The organism is Streptomyces sp. NPDC019396, from assembly GCF_040632375.1.
Lineage (GTDB): Bacteria > Actinomycetota > Actinomycetes > Streptomycetales > Streptomycetaceae > Streptomyces.
Map to the genome: position 1 here is coordinate 186,325 of NZ_JBEYBS010000005.1, position 22,823 is coordinate 209,147.

Below are 22,823 nucleotides of genomic sequence, written 5' to 3' on the forward strand. Positions count from 1 at the left end.
CCGCTCCGGGCCTGTCCGTGCCGGGCAGGCCCGTCACTCCCCGATCCCGGGACCGGCCAGGGTGGCCTCGATCGCCGGGGCGAGTCCGGCCTCGATCTCCCCGGGGGTCAGGGCGGTGACGGCCGGCAGCCTGAGCAGATAGCGGGACAGCCCGAGGCCGAGCAGCTGGGCCGAGACCAGACCGGCACGGCTCGCGGCACGGTCGGGGCCGATGGCGGTCGCCAGTGCCGGGGCGACCTGGGCGGTGAAGATCTGGTGCATACGGGCAGCGGCGTCCTCGTTGGTGACCGCCGAGCGGAGCAGCACCAGGAGGGCGTCATCGGAGGGGTCGCCCTCCCAGCGGGTCAGGAAATGCCGCACCATCACCCGGGCCAGGTCGGCGGGCGCGACCGCGCTGAGGTCGGGCAGGTGGAGGTCGATGTCGAGGGCGGCGTCGAAGAGCCCGGCCTTGCTGCCGTAGTAGCGCATCACCATCGAGGGGTCGATGCCCGCGTCGGCGGCGACCGCGCGGATGGTGGTGCGCTCGTATCCGTGCGCGGCGAACTGCTTGCGCGCCGCGTCGACGATCGCGGCTCTGGTCCGGTCGGAGCGCCGCTCCGAGGGCGGGCTGGTTTGCTCGCCGGCTGGCTCCCGAGTCATGCCAACAACTGTAGGCCAACACTCGTTGACTTTCCATCGCGGGTGGCCGCATCATGTCAACAAGCGTTGGCCAACATCTGTTGACCTGAAATCGGAGGCCGCCATGACCGCAGGCAAAGCCGGCACTCTCCCCGCCCGTACCGAGGTCGCCATCGTCGGGGCCGGCCCCACCGGCCTCGCGCTGGCCGTCACCCTCGCCGGCGCGGGCATCGACTTCGTGCTCCTGGACCGCCAGGCGGAAGGAGCGAACACCTCACGTGCCGCTGTGGTCCACGCCCGCACGCTGGAGGTCCTGGACGACCTCGGGGCGTCCGCCGAGCTGATCACGCGGGGAGTCAAGCTCACCCGGTTCGCCGTGCGCGACGGCGCGCGGCGGCTGCTCACCGTCCCGTTCGAGGAGCTGCCCACACCGCACCCGTACACGCTGATGGTCCCCCAGTACGAGACCGAGGCCGTACTGCTCGCCCGGCTGCGGGAGCTGGGGGGAGATGTGCACCGGCCGTATGAGGTGGCCTCGGTGACCCAGGACGACGGCGGTGTGCTCCTCGTCATGAGCACGGGCGAGAGCGTGCGCGCGAGCTACGCCGTCGGCGCCGACGGCATGCACAGCATCGTGCGTGAGGCGGCGGGCATCGGCTTCACCGGCAGCAGCTACGGCGAGTCGTTCGTCCTGGCCGACGTCCGGATGGACTGGGCCCCCGGCGCCACCGAGACCTCACTGACCTTCGGCACACACGGGCTCCTCGTCGTCGCCCCGCTGCCCGGCGGCCGGTACCGCGTGGTCGCCACCGTCGACGACGCCCCCGTCACCCCCGACGCCGCCTTCGTCCAGCGGCTGCTGGACGAACGCGCTCCCGGACAGGCCACGATCACCGAGCTGGTCTGGTCCTCGCGTTTCCGGGTGCACCACCGCGTCGCCGACCGCTACCGCAGTGGACGCCTGCTGCTCGCCGGGGACGCGGCCCATGTGCACAGCCCGGCGGGAGGGCAGGGCATGAACACCGGTATCCAGGACGGATACGCCCTCGGCACGGCCTTCGCCACCGAGCGGCTCGACGGCTATGAGGCCCAGCGGCGACCGGTCGCCGAGCGGGTCGTCGCCTTCACCCACCGGATGACCCGAGTCGCCACCGTACGGGGGCGACTCGCGCGACGAGCGCGCAACACGGCCCTCGTGCTGCTCGGGCGCTACACCGGGCTGCCCAGGAAGCTCGCCACCGAGCTGGCCGAACTCGACTACCGGTGAATACTCGGCGGGTTCCAGTGCCTGTTCCGCAGCGAACGTCCGAACCCCGCCGCCAGCGGCATCCGCAGCCCCAGGGGCGGCGGCGCCGCGAGCGCGTCCGCCACCGGACGCGCGAAAGCCCGCGAGAACAGCGCGCCGAGTACGAAATCCGCTGCCAGGGCCTGCACTTCGGCCTTGTACTGGCGCAGGGAATGACCGTCGGAGTGGACCTCGAAGCGACAGGTGTCCCGGTTGGCCTTCTTGGCCCGCTCCGCGAGACGGTAGGAGAGCTCCGGGTCGATACGCGCGTCATTGGTGCCGTGTACGAGCAGGACCTGGCGGCCCGTGAGCTGCTTCACCGGTTCGGGCTGTGCGGCGACGTCGTCCTCCGGCAGCCAAGGGGCGAGTGCCAGCACGGAGTTGACGGCCGCATGTCCTGCGGCGTGCAGCGCGGCCCGGCCGCCCATGCCGTGCCCGGCCAGACATACGGGGACGTCTCCGTAGCGCCGTACCGCCTCGTCCGCCGCCCAGGAAGCGTCCCGCGCGAGCCGTGCCTCCGTGCCGTTCCAGCCGCGGCCCCGGTAGCGCACCACATGCGCCACCAGACCGTCCCGCTGCCCCGCCCGCGCCAGCGACCTGGCCAGGGGCAGCGTCGCGGCATGCGACACCGCCGAGGGGCCGCGGGCCGACTCCGGCTCTCCGTCGGGCAGCAGCAGCACCACCCCGCTCACGGCGCCGTCCGCCGCGGGGGGACCCGACACCGCGCCCCTCACCGGCCGTCCCAGCCTCGCCTCGGCTGCCGATCCGCCTTCTCGCGCCGCGTTCGCCTCGAGGCGGGCCCGCGTTCTCGCCGGGGGCTCCGCACCGGCTGAACGCCCCCACCGCCGGGGCAGTGCGTGGTGTGCCATGGCAGAACAGTCTCAGAAGTACACGTGTACTCCACCCGTCCGCACGGTCACTGTTACGTATCGACCCGTGATTCGTGTAGCTCCCCTCTACGCGCGTAGGGATTACAGTGCCGAGATGAAGAGCCAGACCACGCATGTGTCATCCCGGGGGACGGCCCCGGGGCCCGAGAGGCCCACCGCGGACCAGATCCGCCGCGCCCCGAAGGTGCTCCTCCACGACCACCTCGACGGTGGACTGCGCCCCGGCACGATCGTCGACCTCGCCCGCGACGCGGGCTATGACGCGCTGCCCGAGGCTGAACCCGACAAGCTCGGCATCTGGTTCCACGAGGCCGCCGACTCCGGCTCGCTGGAACGCTATCTGGAGACGTTCGCCCATACGTGTGCCGTGATGCAGACCCGTGAAGCCCTCAAGCGGGTGGCCGTCGAATGCGCCGAGGACCTCGCCGAGGACGGCGTGGTCTACGCGGAGGTGCGTTACGCACCCGAGCAGCACCTCGAAGCCGGACTGACCCTCGAAGAGGTCGTCGAAGCCGTCAACGAGGGCTTCCGCGAAGGCGAACGCCGCGCCCGTGCGAACGGCCACCGCATCCGCGTCGGCGCCCTGCTCACGGCGATGCGGCATGCGGCGCGCGCCCTGGAGATCGCCGAACTCGCCAACGGCTACCGGGACTCTGGCGTCGTCGGCTTCGACATCGCCGGTGCCGAGGCGGGCTTCCCGCCCACCCGTCATCTCGACGCCTTCGAGTACCTCAAGCGGGAGAACAACCACTTCACCATCCACGCCGGTGAGGCCTTCGGCCTGCCCTCGATCTGGCAGGCGCTCCAGTGGTGCGGCGCCGACCGGCTCGGCCACGGCGTGCGGATCATCGACGACATCGAGGTCGCCGACGACGGCACGGTGAAGCTCGGCCGGCTCGCCGCGTACGTACGCGACAAGCGCATCCCGCTGGAGCTGTGCCCGACGTCCAACCTCCAGACCGGCGCGGCGGCTTCGTACGGGGAGCACCCGATCGGGCTGCTGCGGCGGCTGCACTTCCGAGCGACCGTCAACACGGACAACCGGCTGATGAGCAACACCAGTATGAGCCGTGAGTTCGAGGTGCTGGCCGAGACCTTCGGCTACACGCTCGACGACATGCAGTGGTTCACCGTCAATGCGATGAAGTCCGCGTTCATCCCCTTCGACGAACGCCTCGCGATGATCAGCGAAGTGATCAAGCCCGGTTATGCGGAACTGAAGTCCGAATGGCTGTTCCGGCAGACCGGGACCACCGCGAGCACGGAGACCTCGCGCGACGGGGACTGAGCCGACGGGGACTGAGCCGACGGGGCGGGGGCCGGGTGCCGTGGGCGCCCGGCCCTCCGCTGGCCCAGACCGTGCTCGTACGCACCTTCCTCAGCCACCGCGGGCTGCGCTCGGCGGGGGAGCAGCCGCTGGGGGAACTGCCCGACACCGCCCTCAGCCGCAGCGACGACCCGACGCTGAGGATCGCGCTGCTGGACGCGCTGGGACAGCTCGCGCCCAAGGGCCGAGGTGCTGCCCGACGGGACCAAGGTCGCCGCGGGGAGCCTCCCGGGCAGCCAACCGGGTGTCGTCGGAGTGCAGGTCGGCACAAGCCGGGTGAACGGAGTGGAGATGGTCATCACGGCGTACAACGCCCCGACTCCCAAGTCCAGGAAGCAGGGCGACAAGCCGCTCATCACGCTGGACGAACTCAAGGCCGTCGCCCTCAGCAGGACCTGGCTGACCGCCCGTTGACCAACGGCGTCCGCCCGTGTGTGAGGACCCCCACGGGGGTGAGGTCGGCACACACGGGCGGACGCCGTCGCCGTGCTGCTACCGGGCGGCGCCGATCCCGTGCATCACCGCAGCCGGGGTCGGTGCCCCCTGGGCGACGGAGTCCTCCCGGAGCACGGCCCCACGCTCTCTGCGGCCCCGCCCGGCGCCGGACGACGGGCGACCCGCGCGGCACCTGCGCCGCAGCCTGGCCCGGCTCGCGGGCACGACAGCGAGATGGGCCAGGGCCACGCCCGTGGTGTTCAGCAGCAGGGAGTCCACGTCGACCACCTGGCCCGGCACCCCGGTCTGGAGCAGCTCGATGGCCAGTGACAGCAGCGCGCCCGTCGCGACCGTGCGGGTCAGCGAGGCCCAGGGCGACACCATGAGCCGGCCCCCCGCCATCGGCAGCAGTATCCCGAGCGGGGCGAGCAGCAGCAGCCCTTCGCCGATCCGGTGCGCCGCCTCGACGGGACCCAGCGCCAGATCGGCTCTGATCCCGGCGAACGGTTCCAGATTCGCCGCCGTCACCCACATCACATCGAGCGGGCGAAGCGTCAGCCACCCCACGAGTGCCAGATGCGCGAGGAGGAGTACGCTCCCCGCCACGCGGAAGCAGATGGCGGCGCTGCCGCCCGAACCTTGACGCTGCACGACCACCAAGACGTCACGACCGGCAGGATCGGTTCCGCCCGGTGACGGATCCTTCCGGCGATCCGTCAGAAGGCAGCGCCGGAAGCCTCCGGAGCGACCGGTGACAGCACCGACTCGGGACGCTCCTTCGCCGCCTCCGTACAGCGGTAGGCGCGCGGGCCGTAGTCACCGGGGCCGCCCAGGACCACCCCGCCGCTCGCCACCGACGCACTGTCCGCGAACGTGCACACGATCTGCGCCAGCGCGGTCGGCGGCAGATCCACCGGCTCCCGGCTCAGGCGCAGGGTGCCCTTGGGGTCGCCGTCCCGGCCGTGCCGCACGGTCAGCGGGCCGCGCACGCTCGTGGTGAACCCGGCCTCCTCCTCGTCCGGCGACGGCGTCGCCTCCAGCGCGTCGAGGAGTGCGGAGGCTACGGCCACCCGGTTGTCCACGGCCTTCTCGGGTACGGACACGGTCCGGTCCACGGCTTCCAGCGCCGACGTGCACACCAGGTACACCCGCACCGGCAGCGCCCCCGGCTGCTCCCGCGCGGACGACTCCTTCGAGGGCGGGGTGCAGGACATCCGCGAGGGCGCGGGCCCGGCGTCCACTGGTACGGAGGTGGTCCTGATGCCGCAGCCCGCGACCGTACCCGCGAGCACTGCGGACACCGCCACGGCCCGAACGGTACGCCGGGCGCGCAGCGCACGCGGCGCCCGTCGAATTGCTCCGGTCACTGCGTGTCGCCCGCCTCTCCCCGCTCCGCGCGGTTCCCGTTCTGTTTCCGGTCCACTTCGCAGCCGCCCTCGGCGGCGATACCGGAGGCGTCCTGCGGCAGCCTCAGCACGAACACCGCACCCCCGTCGCCGTCCGTCGTGTTCGCGGCGCTGATGCTGCCGCCGTGGATCAGGGCGTTCTCCATCGCGATGGAGAGACCGAGTCCACTGCCCTCCGAGCGCGGCCGGGAGGCGCTGGCCTTGTAGAACCGGTCGAAGACATGGGGCAGCACCTCCTCGGGGATACCGGGGCCGTGGTCCCGTACCGCGATGACGAGCTCGTCACCGCCTGTCCCGGTGCCACCCGTCCCGGCGGTTTCCATGCGCACTGACACTCGTACGGGTGAACCGCCGTGCTTGAGCGCATTGCCGATCAGATTGGCGAGGATGACATCGAGGCGACGCGGATCGAGCCGGGCCATGATTCCGCGTTCCGCGTCCAGCTCGACGGCGTCGAGCCAGGCGCGTGCGTCGATACAGGCGGTGACCTGGTCGGCCACATCGACATAGTCGAGTACGAGCCGGGCCGTACCGGCGTCGAAGCGGGTCACCTCCATCAGGTTCTCCACCAGGTCGTTCAGCCGCCGTGTCTCGCTCACCACCAGCTCGACGGCGGGCGCGATCATCGGATCCAGGGTCTCCTGCTCGTCTTCCAGGACCTCCGTCACGGCGGTCAGCGCGGTCAGCGGGGTGCGCAGCTCGTGCGACATGTCGGCGACGAAGCGCCGGCTGGACTCCTCACGGGCGCTCATGTCCGCGACCTTCTTCTCCAGCGACTCGGCCGCGCGGTTGAACGTGTGCGACAGTTCCGCCAGTTCGTCGGTGCCGGACACATGCAGCCGGGTGTCCAGCTTGCCCTCGCCCAGCTGCCGGGCCGCCTCGCCGAGTCGCCGTACCGGCCGGAGCACCGTGGTCGCCGCCGCCTGCGCGATCAGCGCGGAGCCGACGAGCGCGAGGGCGGTGGCGATGCCCAGAGACCAGGCGAGCGAGTTGAGATCGGCCCGCTCCTGCTCCAGGGACTTGAAAAGGTAACCGGTCGGACCGCCGCCGATGATCCGCGTACCACCCACCAGATACGGCGTGTTGCCGCGCTGGGTACGCAGCCAGAAGAGGTGGTACGGATACGAGTTGCCCGCTGTGGTCGCCTGCCGCTCGTTCACCGCGTCCCGCAGTGACTTCGGCACGTCGTCGAGCGTGAACACATCCGGGTCCGAGGCCCCCGTGATCGGCTTGCCCGCCGCGCGCTCGCCGAGCAGCACCACGCTGTAGCCGGCATTGTCGCCCGCCATCTGCTCGGCGGTGGTCTGGAGCTCGTTCTGAGTGGGCCGCGCGGGCAGCGAAGCGGCCCGGTTCTGCATCTCCTGCCGGAAGTCGTTCAGCGCCGAGTCCTGCGTACGGGTCAGTACGGCCTCGCGGTTGAGCCAGTACGCGATCGCCGAGGCGGAGACGGCGGCCGTCAGCGCGACCAGACCGAAGACGACGACAAGTCGCAGGCGCAGGCTGGTCCAGCCGAGCCCGGCGAGTATCGCCCTCTTCGCCTTTTCACCGGCTGTGCCGGCCGCGCCGACTGCGCCGGGTTTGCTGGCTGTGCCGGCCTGGGTCACTGAGGAACGTCCAGTCGGTAGCCCACGCCCCGCACCGTACGGATCAGGGTCGGTGACGACGGCACGTCCTCGACCTTCGCCCGCAGCCGCTGCACACACGCGTCCACCAGCCGCGAGTCACCCAGGTAGTCGTGCTCCCAGACGAGCCGCAGCAGCTGCTGGCGCGACAGCGCCTGCCCCGGGCGGCGGCTCAGCTCCAGCAGCAGACGCAGCTCGGTGGGCGTGAGCTGCAGGTCCTCGCCGTTCTTGGTGACCGTCATCGCGGAGCGGTCGATCACCAGCGAACCGAACGACGCCGAGTCCGTCGACTCGCGCTCCCCGCGCCGCAGCACCGCGCGGATCCGGGCGTCCAGCACCCGGCCCTGCACCGGCTTGACCACATAGTCGTCGGCACCGGACTCAAGACCGACCACGACGTCGATGTCGTCACTGCGCGCGGTGAGCAGGATGATCGGCAACTGGTCGGTGCGCCTGATGCGGCGGCACACCTCGAATCCATCGATGCCGGGCAGCATCACATCCAGCACGATCAGATCCGGCCGCTGCTCACGCAGCAGCTTCAGGCCGTCCTCGCCCGTCGCCGCGGTGGCCACACGGTGGCCCTGGCGTGACAGGGAGAGTTCGAGGGCCGTGCGGATGGCGTCGTCGTCCTCGATCAGCAACAGGAAAGGCACGGAGGCCATTCTGGCCCATACAGGTGGCGTACTTCGACTGCCGGGCAGTACGTACCTGAGTCAGGGCTGTGCGCAGGCTGTGTGGAGGCCGTGTCCCCGGGCCCTGTGACAGCCCTGTGACAGTCGGCGGACACCGGCGTGAAGGTGCCCGGGCAAGCTCATCTCCACAAGGCCGGAAGGGCGGCCGGTACCAGGACTCCAACCGACGGGGGGCGCGCGATGAACGCACTGCACGGCACCACCTCTAGCGCAGTTGTCACGCGTCTGCACGACGTCGTGAGGAGCACGGAGAAGTCCGGCGTCGTGAACGGGCGGGGGTGCGTTCGCGGCGCCGGGCGCCAGCACAGGTCTTCGACGGCATCCACTGCCTACATGGCGATTGTGGACGCCGGCACGGAGAGTGCGGGCGCTGAGGCGACGGGGGCCGGGGCGGGTGCGGTGAACGCCGAGGCGGCGTTCACCGCGTACGTCCAGGAGCGTCGCGCCTCCCTGTACGCCACGGCCTACCACCTGACCGGTGACCGGTACGAGGCGGAGGACCTGCTCCAGAGCGCGCTCTTCTCCACCTACCGCGCCTGGGACCGGATCACCGACAAGGCGGCGGTCGGCGGCTACCTGCGCCGGACCATGACCAATCTGCACATCAGCGCGTGGCGCCGCCGCAAGCTGAACGAATACCCGACCGAGGAGCTCCCGGAGACGGCGGGCGAGACGGACGCGATGCGCGGCACGGAGCTGCGGGCGGTGCTGTGGCAGGCACTGGCCCGGCTGCCCGAACTCCAGCGCACCATGCTGGTGCTGCGCTACTACGAGGGCCGCACCGATCCCGAGATCGCGGACATCCTCGACATCAGTGTCGGCACGGTGAAGTCGAGCATCTGGCGGTCCCTCCGCCGGCTGCGTGAGGACGAGGCCCTCAGCTTCGGCCGTGACGAGGAAGAGTCCTTCGGCGAACTGGTCGCCTGAGGGCAGTACGGGGGACGAGGTACCCACGGGGGATACGGGGGACCTCGGCGGGGGAAACACAGGGGCCTCAACGGGGGAAGTCCGAGGACCCGACGGGGGGAAGCACGGGGGAGCCGCGGGGATCACGGGGGATCTCGGCGGCGCGGGGAACACCACGGGCCGGCCAGGACGACATGTCCGGGCCGGCCCTGAGTGTGTGCGGAGTCGCGGGAGCCGGGCGGTCCGTTCCGTCAGGCGACTTCCGTCGCCCGCGCCTTGAGGCAGCGCCCCACCGCGGCGGCGGTGAGACGCCCGAGGGCCTCCTCCTTGCCGCAGGGGTGCGCGCCGAGGGCGCACTGGCGGGCGACGATCGCCCGCTCCGCGCGCATCAGCCGCCAGCCACGACGCAGCAGGAACGGCACCGACTTGCGACCCTCGCGCAGATCGCGCAGCAGACGCCGCCTGAAGGTGGTCGACGGCCGCCCGCGCAGACACAGCGCGTCGGCGAGCAGCCCGAGCTCCTGGCAGTGACGCACGATGTCCGCTGCGAAGACGCCCTCGGCGATGAACAGCGGGGTGCGCTCGATGGTGAGGGTCTCCCAGCCGGTCCGGGAGCTGGTGGCTATGTCGTAGACGGGCACGGTCGTCCGTCCCGTACGGCACAACTCCTCGATGGCGCGCACCGCGGCGGCGGCGTCCCAGGAGGCGGGGGAGTCCCAGTCGATGTCGGTGCTGCCGATGACCTGCGGCAGCGTGGGGTCGTCCCCTTCCTTGTAGAAGTCGTCGAGTCGGAGCACCGGAAGACCGGAACGCTCGGCGAGGGAGGACTTTCCGGAGCCGGATGGCCCGGCGAGCAGGACGACACGCGTCGGAAGGGGTTGGGAACTCACGGGACACCAGTGTGAAGCATTGACCCCCGTGGGGGATCCCCCGGTGGTCGAGTTGGTATCGAGCATCACACAAGAACTACTGTGTGTCGCCGTTCCGTTACTCCCCCAGTAGTCAGGAATCTCATGGCGCGACACTCAAGGCCACGACACCCAAGGCTCAGGACCGTCGGTCTCACCGTCACCGCACTGGGTGCGGCCATCGGCGGCGGCGCCGGAGCGGCCCAGGCGGCGGAGACGCTCCCGGCGTACGAGGTCGCCGACATCGACCCGGCCCCGGCTGTGGGAACGCTGACCGGGACCGGGGCCATGGGCAACCCGGTCGAGCACGTCCCCCTCAACCCGCTCGCGAACACCCCCGTGGATCCGCTGAACAACGGTGTCGGCACCCAGATCGCCGACTTCAAGTCCGTGGACACCCGCCAGGCCACCGGTTCGCTCGGCCACACGTCGGACATCCCGGTCGCGGGACCGCTGCTGGGCGGTCTGGCCGCGGGCTGAGCCAGGGGCGGTGGTCCCTGCCGCACCGCAGCAGGCATGCGGAGAGCCGCGCCTCCCCCGCTTCGGGGGAAGGCGCGGCTCTCCGGCTCCGCTGACGGACGGCGGCGGAGCCGCTACGGTCCGGGCCCAGCCGCGTGTCGGCGGGCGGTCAGTACGACGAACCCGACGCGCCCAGCGAACCCGTGGGGTGCCAGACCGTCTTGGTCTCCAGGAACGCGGTCATCCGGCGGGTGCCCGGGTCCGCCGACCAGTCGTCGGCGCCCCGGCGGAGCAGCCGCTTGAGGGTGTCCGCCGCGGCGGCCTCCAGCTCCTTCGCCAGCTGCTCGTCCGCGCCGGTCAGGTCGATCGCGTTGACGTCCTGGTGGGCCGCGAGCGGGGTGGCGAGCTCGGAGGTGCGGCCGGACAGGACGTTGACCACGCCACCCGGCAGATCCGATGTGGCCAGCACCTCGCCGAGGGACAGCGCGGGCAGCGGGGCCTTCTCGGAGGCGATGACCACGACCGTGTTGCCCGTCGCGATCGCCGGGGCGATCACCGAAACCAGGCCCAGGAACGACGACTCCTGCGGGGCCAGCACCGTGACGACACCGGTCGGCTCGGGCGTGGACAGGTTGAAGTACGGACCCGCGACCGGGTTCGCCCCGCCCACGATCTGGCCGATCTTGTCGGTCCAGCCCGCGTACCAGACCCAGCGGTCGATCGCCGCGTCCACCACCGCGGCCGCCTTGGACTTGGACAGGCCCTCGGCGTCGGCCACCTCGCGCACGAACTGCTCGCGGCGGCCTTCCAGCATCTCGGCGACGCGGTAGAGGATCTGGCCGCGGTTGTACGCGGTGGCGCCCGACCAGGCGCCGAACGCCTTGCGCGCCGCGACGACCGCGTCACGGGCGTCCTTGCGGGACGACAGCGGGGCGTTGGCCAGCCAGTTGCCCTTGGAGTCGGTCACCTCGTACACCCGTCCGCTCTCGCTGCGGGGGAACTTGCCCCCGACGAACAGCTTGTAGGTCTTGAAGACGCTGAGGCGCGAATCAGACATCGAGGTAGGCCTCCAGACCGTGACGGCCGCCCTCGCGGCCGAAGCCCGACTCCTTGTAGCCGCCGAACGGCGAGGTCGGGTCGAACTTGTTGAAGGTGTTGGCCCAGACCACACCGGCGCGGAGCTTGTTCGCCACCGCGAGGATGCGGGAGCCCTTCTCCGTCCAGATGCCCGCGGACAGGCCGTACTGGCTGTTGTTGGCCTTGGCGACGGCCTCCTCCGGGGTGCGGAAGGTCAGCACCGACAGCACCGGTCCGAAGATCTCGTCACGGGCGATGGTGTGCGCCTGGGTGACGTTCGTGAAGAGAGTCGGGGCGAACCAGTAGCCGGACGACGGCAGCTCGCAGGGGGCGGACCAGCGCTCGGCGCCCTCGGCCTCGCCGGTCTCCGCGAGCGCGGTGATCCGGGCCAGCTGCTCCGCCGAGTTGATCGCACCGATGTCGGTGTTCTTGTCCATCGGGTCGCCGAGGCGCAGCGTGGACAGCCGCAGCTTGAGCGACTCCAGCAGCTCGTCCTGGATCGACTCCTGCACCAGCAGCCGGGAGCCCGCGCAGCAGACCTGGCCCTGGTTGAAGAAGATGCCGCCGACGATGCCCTCGACGGCCTGGTCGATCGGGGCGTCGTCGAAGACGATGTTGGCGCCCTTGCCGCCCAGCTCCAGGGTGACCTTCTTGTCGGTCCCGGCCACCGAGCGGGCGATGGCCTTGCCGACCGCGGTGGAGCCGGTGAAGGCGACCTTGTCGACGTCCGGGTGCCCGACGAGGGCCTCGCCCGCGTCACCGTAGCCGGGAAGGATGTTGACGACACCCCTGGGCAGTCCGGCCTGGCGGCAGATGTCCGCGAAGAACAGCGCCGACAGCGGGGTGGTCTCGGCGGGCTTCAGCACCACGGTGTTGCCGGTGGCCAGTGCCGGGGCGATCTTCCAGGCCAGCATCAGCAGCGGGAAGTTCCAGGGGATGACCTGGCCCGCGACACCGAGCGGCCGCGGGTCCGGGCCGTAGCCCGCGTGGTCGAGCTTGTCGGCCCAGCCGGCGTAGTAGAAGAAGTGCGCCGCGACCAGAGGCAGGTCGGCGTCGCGGGTCTCCCTGATCGGCTTTCCGTTGTCCAGGGTCTCCAGGACGGCCAGCTCACGCGAGCGCTCCTGGATGATCCGGGCGATACGGAACAGGTACTTGGCGCGCTCGGAGCCCGGCAGCGCCGACCACTTCTCGAACGCCTTGCGGGCGGCCTTCACAGCGCGGTCGACGTCCTCGGCGCCCGCTTGGGCGACCTCGGACAGCACCTCCTCGGTGGACGGGGAGACCGTCTTGAAGACCTTGCCGTCGGCGGCGTCGGTGAACTCGCCGTCGATGAAGAGGCCGTACGAGGGCGCGATGTCGACGACCGACCGCGACTCGGGAGCGGGTGCGTATTCAAAGGACATGGTCATCTCGCTCAGTCCACCGTCACGTAGTCGGGGCCGGAGTATCGGCCGGTCGCCAGCTTCTGGCGCTGCATCAGCAGATCGTTGAGCAGACTCGAGGCGCCGAAGCGGAACCAGTGGTTGTCCAGCCAGTCGGCGCCCGCGGTCTCGTTGACCAGCACCAGGAACTTGATCGCGTCCTTGCTAGTGCGAATGCCTCCGGCGGGCTTCACGCCCACCTGAACCCCGGTCTGCGCGCGGAAGTCGCGGACGGCTTCCAGCATGAGCAGGGTGTTCGCCGGGGTGGCGTTCACGGCGACCTTGCCGGTGGACGTCTTGATGAAGTCGGCCCCGGCCATCATGCCGAGCCAGGAGGCGCGGCGGATGTTGTCGTACGTCGAGAGCTCGCCGGTCTCGAAGATGACCTTCAGGCGCGCGGCACCCGAGGCCTCCTTCACCGCCTGGATCTCCTCGAAGACCTTCATGTACCTGCCCGCGAGGAAGGCCCCGCGGTCGATCACCATGTCGATCTCGTCGGCCCCGGCCTCGACGGCGTCACGGGTGTCCGCGAGCTTCACGTCAAGGGCCGCACGGCCCGCGGGGAAGGCGGTGGCGACGGAGGCGACCTTCACACCGGCCCCGCCGATGGCGGCCTTGGCGGTGGCCACCATGTCGGGGTAGACGCAGACGGCGGCCGTCTTCGGGGTCGCACGGTCGGTCGGGTCGGGGTTGACGGCCTTGGCGGCGAGCGCCCGGACCTTGCCCGGGGTGTCCGCGCCTTCCAGCGTCGTCAGGTCGATCATCGAGATGGCCAGGTCGATGGCGTAGGCCTTGGCCGTCGTCTTGATGGAGCGGGTGCCGAGGGACGCGGCGCGCGCTTCCAGGCCGACGGCGTCGACACCGGGCAGCCCGTGCAGGAAGCGGCGCAGTGCGCTGTCGGACGTGGTCACGTCAGCGAATGCAGGTGCAATGATGGGCATGGTCACCAGGGGAGCATATCTACGCGCGTAGCGACTGTACAGTCCCGGGTCCGATTCCGACCGGTCCGGGCAGCAGCCCGCGTTCCTGGTCCAGGTCTCTTGCCGCGACGGACCGGTCCGGGCGGATAGTTGTCCACAGGCCCTCCTTGGGCCGGGGGCGGGTGAGGCAGAATCGAGGGCATGACGACCTCCAGCCCAGGCCAGGGCCCCGACCAGCAGCCCGTCGAGCCGGTGTACGCCGACCGCGTCTTCCGGTCCGCCGCCGGGATGGTCTGCGGCGGGCTGATGCTCGCGGTCGCCGCCTGGATCGGCGGGGACGCACTGGTGCGCGGCGAGGGCCGCGCTCCCTGGCTGGCGCTCGCCGCGCTGCTGCTCGCGCTGCCGCTGATCGTGGCCTTCACGCTGAGGCCCGCGGTGTTCGCCAACGACGACCGGCTCCGGATCAGGAACCCGTTCCGCACGATCGTGCTCCCGTGGGCAGCGGTCGCCGCTGTCAGGGCCGGGTATTCGAGCGAGGTCTTCACCCAGGAGGGCACCAAGTACCAGCTCTGGGCCGTGCCGGTGTCGCTGGGCAAGCGCAAGCGCGCCGCCCGCCGGCAGACGATGGCCGCTCACGACGACCCGCACGGCCGCACCTCCGTGACCGCGGACGTCACCGACACCCGGTCCCGGCTGGCGCCCGCCGACCAGACGATCGCGGACCTGCGCGAGATGGGCGAGCGCTGCGCCTCCCGCCCCGGAGCGCAGGGAGAGCCGCAGGTGCGCTGGGCGTACGAGGTGATAGCCCCCGCGGTCGCGGGCGCGATCCTGCTCGTGGTGCTGCTGGCCATCGGCTGAGGCGTCGCGCGGGTCCGACCCGCCCAGCGCTGTACGTATCCCCTCGCCCGCATCGCACCGATGGCTGCTGTCACGGCGGCCGCGGCCGCACCGTCACGGCGGGCCCGACCACACCAGCAGCAGATACGTGCCGAACCACGCGGACGAGAGCACCGCACCGCCCAGCACCAGCGCCACCACGGCGCCCCGCGCCCGTGCCAGCGCCAGGGCGACCGGCAGCAGCAGGGGAAACGCGGGCATGAGAAACCGGGCACGGGGGAAGTAGACGCCCCCGCTGCCGAGGACGACGGCCAGCAGCACACCCGAGAAGACCACCAGCAGCAGTGGCTGGCGGTCCGCCAGACAGAGCAGGTACAAGCCGGCGGACAGCAGGAGGACGACCGACACGACGACCAGGAACAGTGTGGGCGTCGCGTCATAGGCGAGTTGCTCGCGTAGCTGCCGCAGCGTCTCCCGGCCACCGTCCCACTCGTTGCGCCACAGCTTCTGTACGGCGAAGTAGCCGTCCCAGCGGTCGACCCGCAGCCCCACCCAGCCGACGTACCCGGCCCACCCCAGAGGCGCGACCAGCGCACCGGCGAGCGCTCGCCGGTGCCGGGTCCCGGCGTACGCCACCAGGCCCGCGAGAGCCACGGCGGCGGCCACGGCGATACCCGTCGGCCGGGTCAGCCCTGCCAGCGCCGCGAGCGCGCCCGCCCACAGCCAGCGGCCTCTGAGCCCCGCGTGGAGGGCCCAGGCGGTGAGAGCGGTGAACAGCGACTCGGTGTAGCCCATCCACTGGACGATCCCGACGGGCGTCGCGGCCCACAGCACCGTGAGCACGGTCCCGACCCGCCGGCCGTGCAGGAGGTCACCGACCGCGAAGATCCCCCAGGCGGCGACCAGCGACGCCACCACGGCGACCGCCAGCGCGACGGAGGCGCGGGTGCCGGGCGTCACCGCGGCGACGGCCCTCACCAGCCCGGGGTAGAGGGGGAAGAACGCCAGGTTGTTGGAGTCCAGCGCGGTGCCGAGCTCCTGCTGGTAGCCGTGGTCCGCGATGCCCAGGTACCAGCGGGAGTCCCAGGTGGTGGCGAGGGTCGGCCACACACCGCGGCCCTGGACGTGCGTCCAGCGGGCGAGCACGAGCAGCCCGAACAGCCGGACCACCAGATACCCGAGCAGGGCGGGAGCCACCTTGCCCAGCGCCCGCGACAACCGCTGCTTCGCGCCGTCCGGTGCGCCGCCGCCTCCCGGGGCCGGTGGGCGGCGGGAGGCGGGCACGGTGCGGTGGGGCGTTGTTGCGGTGGGAGGCACTGCGGCTGCTCCGGTTGCTCGGCGGGCGTCAGGCCGTGCATGCGAACTCCCGCCCGGCTCACGACGCCCGGCACACGCACTCGCTGCGTGGCCGGAGCCGTCCGAGTGCGCCCGGTACGAGGACGGCCGCCGCCCTCCGGGCGGACGGCGCCAGCTCTCCAACACGGCCTACCGGGGTCACTTTCACCCGCACAGGCAGGCCGGACACGGGTGGCTGCGTCAACTGCCGTACGGGATTCACCCTCAGGAAGACAACCCCGTGCCCGGCCTCCGTACTCGGGACCGGGCGTCAGATACCGGCGGCAGCCGCCAGGTCCGTCTTGATCGCCCCGAGTACCTCGGCCGCCCGGCCGCGCGCACCGGACAGCTCGCTCCCGTCCGCGACCGGAACCACGACCTCCAGGTAGCACTTCAGCTTGGGCTCGGTACCGCTCGGGCGGACGATCACCCGGGCCTTGAACTCGCCCTCGAGGTGGTACCGCAGACCGTCCGTGGGCGGCAGCTGGGCGGTGCCCTTCGTCAGGTCCTCCGCCGAGACCACATGCAGCCCGGCCAGCAGCACCGGCGGCTGCTCGCGCAGCCGGCGCATCGCGTCCGCGATGACCGCCAGATCCTCCACCCGGACCGAGAGCTGGTCGGTGGCGTGCAGCCCGTGCTCCACGGCGAGGTCGTCCAGCAGGTCCGAGAGGCCGCGGTCCTGTGCCTTCAGCTCCGATGCCAGCTCGGCGATGAGCAGCGCGGCGGTGATGCCGTCCTTGTCCCGTACGCCCCCGGGGTCGACGCAGTAGCCCAGCGCCTCCTCGTAGCCGTACCGCAGGCCCTCGACACGGGCGATCCACTTGAAGCCGGTCAGGGTCTCCTCGTAGCCGAGACCCGCCGCCGCGGCGATCCGGCCGAGCAGCGAGGACGACACGATCGACTCCGCGAAGGTGCGCCGCTCGTCCCCCGCGGACACGCCCTTGTGAACCAGGTGCGCGGCGAGCAGCGCGCCCACCTCGTCACCGCGGAGCATCCGCCAGCCGCCTTCCGCACCGTCGTCCGGCACGGCGACGGCGCAACGGTCGGCGTCGGGGTCATTGGCGATCACGATGTCCGGCCCGGCTTCGCGCGCCTTCGCGAAGGCGAGGTCCATCGCCCCCGGCTCCTCCGGATTGGGGAACGCGACCGTCGGGAACGCCGGGTCGGGCTCCGCCTGCTCCTCGACGAGCACCGGGGCGGGGAAACCGGCCCGCTCCCAGGCGGCCAGCACCACGTCCTTGCCGACGCCGTGCATGGCCGTGTAGACCACGCGGGCGGTACGCGGCGAGTCAGGGCTCAGCACCGCGTCCGTGCGCGCCAGATACGCCCCCAGGACCTCGTCCCCGAGCGTCTCCCAGCCCGACTCCGGCCGCGGGACGTCGTGCAGGCTGCCCACCGCGTCGATCCGCTCGGCGATCCCGGCGTCGGCAGGCGGCACGATCTGCGAGCCGTCGCCCAGGTAGACCTTGTAGCCGTTGTCGCGCGGCGGATTGTGGCTGGCGGTCACCTCGACCCCGGCGACGGCCCCCAGATGCCTGATCGCGAACGCGAGCACCGGCGTCGGCAGCGGCCGGGGCAGCAGGGCGGCACGCAGCCCCGCACCGATCATCACCGCGGCCGTGTCCAGGGCGAAGTCCGCGGACTTGTAGCGGGCGTCGTAGCCGATGACGACGAGGCCGCCGGTATGCCCCTGCGCCTTCAGATAGGCCGCGAGGCCGGCCGCGGCCCGGATGACCACGGCACGGTTCATCCGCATGGGCCCGGCCCCGAGCTCCCCGCGCAGCCCGGCCGTCCCGAACTGGAGCGTCCCGGCGAACCGCGCCTTGAGCTCCAGGGTGTCCCCGGCCTCGATGAGGCGGCTCAGCTCCTCCCGCGTCTCCCCGTCGGGGTCCTCGGCGAGCCAAGCCTCTGCTCTGGCGATCAGGTCCTGCGCCACGGTGATGTGCCTCTCTGATGTCGTTGTGCGTACGGCTTAGGGCTACCCGCCCGGGCGGGTAGCACCACCACCGGCGTCTCCTCGGTGGGGGCGGGCCTGCGGAACCCGGCCCGCCAGGGCTCTCCCGGACGAAGTCCCGGGAGCCTGTGGACGGACACTCCTCCGCACGGGGCGCGGCGCACCGCGGGACCCGTCCACCACGTGGCTCCGAAGCCCCACGCGGTCGGGGCACGCCTGAGGGCCCGGGGCCCGACCGCGGCGCGCCCCGGGCAGGCCCCGGGCCAGGACAGGCGTAGGCCGTGTGTGAGAACTCCCGCCTGGCTCGCGAGTCCCCCCGGAACTCCGCCTGGGAGGTGCCCCCGGCACGCACACTCGCTGCACTGTCGGGAGCATCCATGTACGCCCGGTACGAGGACTTCGTCCGACCTTCGGGGGGTGCTCCCACCGCCTTGCGATGGCACGCACCGGACGCCGCGAGCCCCGCCCTCCGGGCGAAAGCGCCAGCTCTCCGGCACGGCCTAGATCCGGGACAGGACCTTGGTCAGCAGCTCACCCATCCGCGCCGCCGAGTCGCGTCCCGCCTGGAGGACCTCCTCGTGGTTGAGGGGCTCGCCCGACAGTCCGGCGGCCAGGTTCGTCACCAGGGAGATGCCGAGCACCTCCGCACCCGCCTCGCGGGCCGCGATGGCCTCGAGCACGGTGGACATGCCGACGAGGTCGCCGCCCATCACGCGGACCATGTTGATCTCGGCCGGGGTCTCGTAGTGCGGGCCGGGGAACTGGACGTAGACGCCTTCCTCCAGCGTCGCGTCCACCTCCTTGCACAGCGCCCTCAGCCGCGGCGAGTACAGGTCGGTCAGGTCCACGAAGTTCGCGCCGATGATCGGGGACGCGGCCGTCAGGTTGATGTGGTCGCTGATCAGCACGGGCTGACCGGGGCGCATGCCCTCGCGCAGACCGCCGCAGCCGTTGGTGAGGACGATGGTCTTGCAGCCCGCAGCGACGGCGGTGCGCACACCGTGGGCGACGGCGGCCACGCCGCGGCCCTCGTAGTAGTGGGTGCGGCCCAGGAAGACCAGCGCGCGCTTCTCGCCGATCTTGTACGAGCGGATCTTGCCGCCGTGCCCCTCGACAGCCGGCGGGGGGAAGCCGGGCAGCTCGGTGACCGGGAATTCGGCCTCGGGAGCGCCGAGGGCGTCGACGGCCGGCGCCCAGCCGGAGCCCATCACCAGGGCGACGTCGTGGGTCTCGGCGCCCGTGAGCTCACGCAGGCGGGCAGCGGCCTCGGAGGCGGCGGCATGGGGATCCGGGTTAACAGAAACGTTCACAGGCAAAGCCTAGCCCGAGAAACCCTACGCGCGTAGATGGCAATGCTCACTAGATCTGCGACCGTTTTCTCGTCGCATTCGACAAGAGCAGCCGACGAGAGCTGTCGATCAGACGTACGAATGATCGGCCGTCTGATTCTGCCCGACTCAGTCCGACTCAGTCCGACTCGGTCCGAATCGGCACGACTGGGACCCGTTTCGGCCTAACAGGGCCGCTTGCGCAGCTCCATCACGTAGTCGTGCGGCGCCCCCGCCGACTCCGCCGCGTCCGCGATCTCGCCCAGGTAGCGCGCGGAGGGCAGCCCGCCCTCGTAGCCGTTCAGCACGTAGACCCAGGCCGGTTCCTCGCCGTCCAGTGTGTGCACCCGCACCCGCATCCGCCGGTATATGTCGAGCCCGACGCCCTCCCAGCGGTCCATCGATTCCTCGTCCAGCGGCGCGATGTCGTACAGCGCGACGAAGACCTGGGAGCGCGGCGCCTCCACGATGGTGGCCAGTGCCCCTTCCCAGCCCATCTGCTCGCCGCCGAAGGTCAGCCGCCAGCCGTTGAGCCAGCCGGTGCCGCGCAGCGGGGAGTGCGGGGCGCGGCGGGTCATCAGCCGCGCGTCGAGGTTGCCGGCGTACGCGGCGTAGAGCGACATGAGATCGAGGGTACGGGAGGGGGCGTGCCGTTGGCCTGTCTCCATGGTCCGCATCACGTGCCGAGCCCCTCTGCGCGTCGTCCCGCGCTGTCCGAATCCCGACCCGGCGCGAAGCACTTTGAAGCGTGCGGGACAATGGGTGCGACGGACACCCGGCAGAGCGAGAGCGCGAGGCGTAACCCCAGTGACCCGGATCGTGATCATCGGCGGCGGACCCGGCGGATACGAGGCGGCCCTGGTGGCGGCCCAGCTCGGCGCGGAGGTGACCGTCGTCGACAGCGACGGCCTCGGCGGAGCCTCCGTACTCACCGACTGCGTGCCCTCGAAGACCCTGATCGCCACCGCCGAGGTGATGACCAACTTCGACTCCTCCCACGAGGAGCTCGGCATCATCGTGGCTGACGACACCCCGCACCTCGAGCAGGCCGCCCGGATCGTGGGCGTCGACCTCGGCAAGGTCAACCGACGGGTGAAGCGGCTCGCGCTCGCCCAGTCGCACGACATCACCGCGTCGGTGACCCGCGCCGGGGCCCGTGTCATGCGCGGTCGCGGCCGGCTCGAGGGCCAGCAGGCCAGCGACGGCTCCCGCCAGGTCATCGTCACGGCGGCCGACGGTACCGAGGAGACCCTCACCGCCGACGCGGTGCTGCTCGCCACCGGTGGTCACCCGCGTGAGATCCCCGACGCGCTGCCCGACGGCGAGCGCATCCTGAACTGGACCCAGGTCTACGACCTCACCGAGCTCCCCGAAGAGCTGATCGTGGTGGGTTCCGGTGTCACGGGCGCCGAGTTCGCCGGCGCGTACCAGGCGCTGGGTTCCCGGGTCACCCTGGTCTCGTCCCGCGACCGCGTGCTGCCGGGGGAGGACCCGGACGCCGCGGCCGTCCTGGAAGACGTGTTCCGGCGCCGGGGCATGAACGTCATGGCGCGCTCCCGAGCCCAGTCCGCCAAACGGGTCGGCGACCGCGTCGAGGTGACCCTCGCGGACGGCCGGGTCATCTCCGGCACGCACTGTCTGATGGCGGTCGGCGCGATCCCCAACTCCGCGGGGATGGGCCTGGAGGAGGCCGGTGTCCGCCTCACCGACTCCGGCCACATCTGGACCGACAAGGTCTCCCGCACGTCCGCGCCCGGCGTGTACGCGGCCGGTGACGTCACCGGGGTGTTCGCCCTGGCCTCGGTCGCCGCGATGCAGGGCCGGATCGCGATGTACCACTTCCTCGGCGACGCGGTCGCCCCGCTGAACCTCAAGACGGTCTCGTCGAACGTCTTCACCGACCCCGAGATCGCGACGGTCGGCTACACGCAGGCCGACGTGGACTCCGGGGTGATCGACGCCCGGGTCGTCAAGCTGCCGCTGCTGCGTAACCCGCGCGCGAAGATGCAGGGCATCCGGGACGGTTTCGTCAAGATCTTCTGCCGCCCAGGCACCGGGATCGTGGTCGGGGGTGTGGTCGTGTCCCCGCGCGCTTCGGAACTGATCCACCCCATCTCGATCGCGGTCGACAACAATCTGACGGTGGAACAGATCGCAAACGCATTCACCGTGTACCCCTCGCTTTCGGGCTCGATCGCGGAGGTCGCGCGGCAGCTCCACACGCGCAAGACGGCGGGTGGAGCGTAGGTGACGCCCGGGCGAAGCCTGGGCCAGGCGTAACGGGGGCATTCGCGGCCAAGCGGGACGTACTCCTGGCGGGCGCCGGCGGATCCTTACCATGCGAGGGTCCGTCTTGTACGGAACTTCGCTGATTCGGCGCAAAGCGCTGAAAAGTATCGGCCGGTCAGGTTACTGTCAGTTTCGTGTTCGCTGCAGAACGTCGTCAGTTGATCCTCGAAATGGTGCGCGCCAATGGAGCCGTGTCGCTCCGTGAGCTCGCCCGCGTAGTCCAGACCTCCGAAGTGACCGTACGCCGGGACGTGCGGGCGCTCGAGGCAGAAGGACTCCTCGACCGCCGGCATGGCGGTGCGGTGCTGCCGGGTGGATTCACGCGAGAATCCGGCTTCCCGCAGAAATCCCATCTCGCGACCGCGGAGAAGACGGCGATCGCCGACGCCGCCGCGGCTCTGGTTGAAGAGGGCGAGGCCATCGTGGTCGGCGCCGGTACGACCACCCAGGAGCTGGCACGCCGGCTCGCCCGGGTCCCCGGGCTGACCGTGGTGACCAACTCGCTGCTGGTCGCCCAGGCGCTCGCGCACGCCAACCGTGTCGAGGTCGTCATGACCGGGGGCACCCTGCGTGGCTCGAACTACGCGCTGGTCGGCAGTGGGGCGGAACAGTCCCTCCAAGGGCTGCGGGTGTCACGTGCCTTCCTGTCCGGGAGCGGTCTCACGGCCGAGCGCGGCCTGTCCACGTCCAACATGCTGTCGGCGAGCGTCGACCGGGCGCTGGTGCAGGCGGCGGCGGAGGTGGTGGTGCTCGCGGACCACACCAAGCTGGGTACGGACACCATGTTCCAGACCGTGCCGACGGATGTGATCACCCGTCTGGTGACGGACGAGCCGCCGCCGCACGACGACCGCGCCGCGACGGAGCTCCAGGCCCTGGCGGACCAGGGCGTCCAGGTCGCGGTGGCCGGCGCGGGCGGTGGTGCCGCGCGCCCTCGCCATGAGGTGCCCCTCCCCGGGCAGCGGCGCACGCATCCGGGTGCGGCGGCGGGGCTGAGGGCAGCGGTGCTTGCGGAGCCTGAGCGCGCCCGCGTGGCAGACCTCCGCCGAAGGTAGCCTCCGGCGGGGCGCGGGGCGGCCTTCCAAGCGCCCCGCGCTGTCGGCGCACCCCG

22 protein-coding genes and 1 pseudogene are annotated in these 22,823 nt (G+C 71.4%); 9 read left to right on the forward strand and 14 right to left on the reverse strand.

Annotated elements, in window-relative coordinates; translation table 11 throughout:
- Positions 1–33 precede the first annotated feature (33 nt).
- Positions 34–639, reverse strand: coding sequence for a TetR family transcriptional regulator (locus ABZ532_RS07835; protein ID WP_361280310.1), 606 nt, complete (start codon positions 637–639; stop codon positions 34–36).
- A gap of 103 nt (positions 640–742) precedes the next feature.
- Between ABZ532_RS07835 and ABZ532_RS07840 the strand changes: the two genes are divergently transcribed.
- Positions 743–1,885 (forward strand): FAD-dependent monooxygenase, encoded by a 1,143-nt coding sequence (locus ABZ532_RS07840; RefSeq protein ID WP_361280311.1) that lies wholly within the window; start codon positions 743–745, stop codon positions 1,883–1,885.
- Here ABZ532_RS07840 and ABZ532_RS07845 read toward each other — a convergent pair.
- Positions 1,876–2,649: an alpha/beta hydrolase gene (locus ABZ532_RS07845; RefSeq protein WP_361280476.1), complete on the reverse strand. Its 774-nt coding sequence runs from the start codon at positions 2,647–2,649 to the stop codon at positions 1,876–1,878. The genes ABZ532_RS07840 and ABZ532_RS07845 overlap by 10 nt on opposite strands.
- A gap of 238 nt (positions 2,650–2,887) precedes the next feature.
- Here ABZ532_RS07845 and ABZ532_RS07850 point away from each other — a divergent pair, with 238 nt between their 5' ends.
- The 3 genes and pseudogenes from ABZ532_RS07850 (at position 2,888) to ABZ532_RS07860 (ending at position 4,534) form a co-directional block, all read left to right on the forward strand.
- Positions 2,888–4,081 (forward strand): adenosine deaminase, encoded by a 1,194-nt coding sequence (locus ABZ532_RS07850; RefSeq protein ID WP_361280313.1) that lies wholly within the window; start codon positions 2,888–2,890, stop codon positions 4,079–4,081.
- A gap of 62 nt (positions 4,082–4,143) precedes the next feature.
- Positions 4,144–4,308, forward strand: a pseudogene (locus tag ABZ532_RS07855) (SigE family RNA polymerase sigma factor); the annotation flags it as partial.
- Position 4,309: 1 nt separating this feature from the next.
- Positions 4,310–4,534, forward strand: coding sequence for a hypothetical protein (locus tag ABZ532_RS07860; protein WP_361280314.1), 225 nt, complete (start codon positions 4,310–4,312; stop codon positions 4,532–4,534).
- A gap of 78 nt (positions 4,535–4,612) precedes the next feature.
- On the opposite strand, the gene ABZ532_RS07865 is transcribed toward ABZ532_RS07860, so the two are convergent.
- The 4 genes from ABZ532_RS07865 to afsQ1 form a co-directional block, all read right to left on the reverse strand.
- Positions 4,613–5,206 carry a VanZ family protein gene (locus ABZ532_RS07865; RefSeq protein ID WP_361280316.1) on the reverse strand — a complete coding sequence of 198 codons (594 nt, stop codon included), beginning with the start codon at positions 5,204–5,206 and terminating at the stop codon, positions 4,613–4,615.
- Positions 5,207–5,271: 65 nt separating this feature from the next.
- Positions 5,272–5,862 (reverse strand): hypothetical protein, encoded by a 591-nt coding sequence (locus tag ABZ532_RS07870; protein ID WP_361280317.1) that lies wholly within the window; start codon positions 5,860–5,862, stop codon positions 5,272–5,274.
- Between the two features lie 56 nt (positions 5,863–5,918).
- Entirely contained in the window at positions 5,919–7,487 is a 1,569-nt protein-coding gene (locus tag ABZ532_RS07875) for a HAMP domain-containing sensor histidine kinase (protein WP_361280477.1), read from the reverse strand.
- A 74-nt stretch (positions 7,488–7,561) separates the two neighbouring features.
- Complete coding sequence (afsQ1, locus tag ABZ532_RS07880; protein WP_266486879.1) at positions 7,562–8,239, reverse strand: two-component system response regulator AfsQ1; 678 nt, start codon at positions 8,237–8,239, stop codon at positions 7,562–7,564.
- Between the two features lie 219 nt (positions 8,240–8,458).
- Between afsQ1 and ABZ532_RS07885 the strand changes: the two genes are divergently transcribed.
- Positions 8,459–9,205 (forward strand): SigE family RNA polymerase sigma factor, encoded by a 747-nt coding sequence (locus ABZ532_RS07885; RefSeq protein ID WP_361280319.1) that lies wholly within the window; start codon positions 8,459–8,461, stop codon positions 9,203–9,205.
- 230 nt (positions 9,206–9,435) lie between these two features.
- Here ABZ532_RS07885 and ABZ532_RS07890 read toward each other — a convergent pair whose 3' ends face one another.
- Entirely contained in the window at positions 9,436–10,140 is a 705-nt protein-coding gene (locus ABZ532_RS07890; RefSeq protein WP_361280320.1) for a uridine kinase, read from the reverse strand.
- A gap of 57 nt (positions 10,141–10,197) precedes the next feature.
- Between ABZ532_RS07890 and ABZ532_RS07895 the strand changes: the two genes are divergently transcribed.
- Entirely contained in the window at positions 10,198–10,572 is a 375-nt protein-coding gene (locus tag ABZ532_RS07895; protein WP_361280321.1) for a hypothetical protein, read from the forward strand.
- 148 nt (positions 10,573–10,720) lie between these two features.
- Here ABZ532_RS07895 and ABZ532_RS07900 read toward each other — a convergent pair whose 3' ends face one another.
- The 3 genes from ABZ532_RS07900 to deoC are packed head-to-tail and all read right to left on the reverse strand — an operon-like array spanning position 10,721 to position 13,990.
- Positions 10,721–11,608 carry an aldehyde dehydrogenase family protein gene (locus ABZ532_RS07900; protein WP_361280322.1) on the reverse strand — a complete coding sequence of 296 codons (888 nt, stop codon included), beginning with the start codon at positions 11,606–11,608 and terminating at the stop codon, positions 10,721–10,723.
- A complete protein-coding gene (locus ABZ532_RS07905) occupies positions 11,601–13,037 on the reverse strand; it encodes an aldehyde dehydrogenase family protein (protein ID WP_361280323.1) in 1,437 nt (478 codons plus the stop codon). Before ABZ532_RS07905 ends, ABZ532_RS07900 begins: the two co-directional genes overlap by 8 nt.
- A gap of 5 nt (positions 13,038–13,042) precedes the next feature.
- The gene (deoC, locus tag ABZ532_RS07910) at positions 13,043–13,990 is read right to left on the reverse strand and encodes a deoxyribose-phosphate aldolase (protein ID WP_361280324.1); all 948 of its coding nucleotides are present in this window, start codon (positions 13,988–13,990) and stop codon (positions 13,043–13,045) included.
- A 180-nt stretch (positions 13,991–14,170) separates the two neighbouring features.
- On the opposite strand from deoC, the gene ABZ532_RS07915 reads away from it, so the two are divergent.
- Positions 14,171–14,827: a PH domain-containing protein gene (locus ABZ532_RS07915; protein WP_361280325.1), complete on the forward strand. Its 657-nt coding sequence runs from the start codon at positions 14,171–14,173 to the stop codon at positions 14,825–14,827.
- Positions 14,828–14,920: 93 nt separating this feature from the next.
- Here ABZ532_RS07915 and ABZ532_RS07920 read toward each other — a convergent pair whose 3' ends face one another.
- The 4 genes from ABZ532_RS07920 to ABZ532_RS07935 all read right to left on the reverse strand — a co-directional run bounded on the left by ABZ532_RS07920 (position 14,921) and on the right by ABZ532_RS07935 (position 20,046).
- Positions 14,921–16,123, reverse strand: a complete 1,203-nt coding sequence (locus ABZ532_RS07920; protein ID WP_361280326.1) for a glycosyltransferase 87 family protein — start codon at positions 16,121–16,123, stop codon at positions 14,921–14,923.
- 289 nt (positions 16,124–16,412) lie between these two features.
- A complete protein-coding gene (locus ABZ532_RS07925; RefSeq protein WP_361280328.1) occupies positions 16,413–18,077 on the reverse strand; it encodes a phospho-sugar mutase in 1,665 nt (554 codons plus the stop codon).
- 518 nt (positions 18,078–18,595) lie between these two features.
- A complete protein-coding gene (locus ABZ532_RS07930; RefSeq protein ID WP_361280329.1) occupies positions 18,596–19,405 on the reverse strand; it encodes a purine-nucleoside phosphorylase in 810 nt (269 codons plus the stop codon).
- A 203-nt stretch (positions 19,406–19,608) separates the two neighbouring features.
- Complete coding sequence (locus ABZ532_RS07935) at positions 19,609–20,046, reverse strand: gamma-glutamylcyclotransferase (protein ID WP_361280330.1); 438 nt, start codon at positions 20,044–20,046, stop codon at positions 19,609–19,611.
- A gap of 43 nt (positions 20,047–20,089) precedes the next feature.
- Between ABZ532_RS07935 and ABZ532_RS07940 the strand changes: the two genes are divergently transcribed.
- Together ABZ532_RS07940 and ABZ532_RS07945 are read left to right on the forward strand one after the other, a co-directional pair.
- Complete coding sequence (locus tag ABZ532_RS07940) at positions 20,090–21,670, forward strand: NAD(P)H-quinone dehydrogenase (protein WP_361280331.1); 1,581 nt, start codon at positions 20,090–20,092, stop codon at positions 21,668–21,670.
- A gap of 176 nt (positions 21,671–21,846) precedes the next feature.
- Positions 21,847–22,767 (forward strand): DeoR/GlpR family DNA-binding transcription regulator, encoded by a 921-nt coding sequence (locus ABZ532_RS07945; RefSeq protein WP_361280332.1) that lies wholly within the window; start codon positions 21,847–21,849, stop codon positions 22,765–22,767.
- Positions 22,768–22,823 lie beyond the last annotated feature (56 nt).

Bases quoted from the DNA above. Each gene is read 5' to 3' on its own strand.
- ABZ532_RS07890 (WP_361280320.1), bottom strand. From the start codon at position 10,140: ATGCTCGATACCAACTCGACCACCGGGGGATCCCCCACGGGGGTCAAT.
- ABZ532_RS07935 (WP_361280330.1), bottom strand. From the start codon at position 20,046: ATGTCGCTCTACGCCGCGTACGCCGGCAACCTCGACGCGCGGCTGATG.
- ABZ532_RS07895 (WP_361280321.1), top strand. From the start codon at position 10,198: ATGGCGCGACACTCAAGGCCACGACACCCAAGGCTCAGGACCGTCGGT.
- ABZ532_RS07940 (WP_361280331.1), top strand. From the start codon at position 20,090: ATGGTCCGCATCACGTGCCGAGCCCCTCTGCGCGTCGTCCCGCGCTGT.
- deoC (WP_361280324.1), bottom strand. From the start codon at position 13,990: ATGCCCATCATTGCACCTGCATTCGCTGACGTGACCACGTCCGACAGC.
- ABZ532_RS07915 (WP_361280325.1), top strand. From the start codon at position 14,171: ATGACGACCTCCAGCCCAGGCCAGGGCCCCGACCAGCAGCCCGTCGAG.
- ABZ532_RS07900 (WP_361280322.1), bottom strand. From the start codon at position 11,608: ATGTCTGATTCGCGCCTCAGCGTCTTCAAGACCTACAAGCTGTTCGTC.
- ABZ532_RS07835 (WP_361280310.1), bottom strand. From the start codon at position 639: ATGACTCGGGAGCCAGCCGGCGAGCAAACCAGCCCGCCCTCGGAGCGG.
- ABZ532_RS07905 (WP_361280323.1), bottom strand. From the start codon at position 13,037: ATGACCATGTCCTTTGAATACGCACCCGCTCCCGAGTCGCGGTCGGTC.
- ABZ532_RS07885 (WP_361280319.1), top strand. From the start codon at position 8,459: ATGAACGCACTGCACGGCACCACCTCTAGCGCAGTTGTCACGCGTCTG.
- ABZ532_RS07840 (WP_361280311.1), top strand. From the start codon at position 743: ATGACCGCAGGCAAAGCCGGCACTCTCCCCGCCCGTACCGAGGTCGCC.
- ABZ532_RS07850 (WP_361280313.1), top strand. From the start codon at position 2,888: ATGAAGAGCCAGACCACGCATGTGTCATCCCGGGGGACGGCCCCGGGG.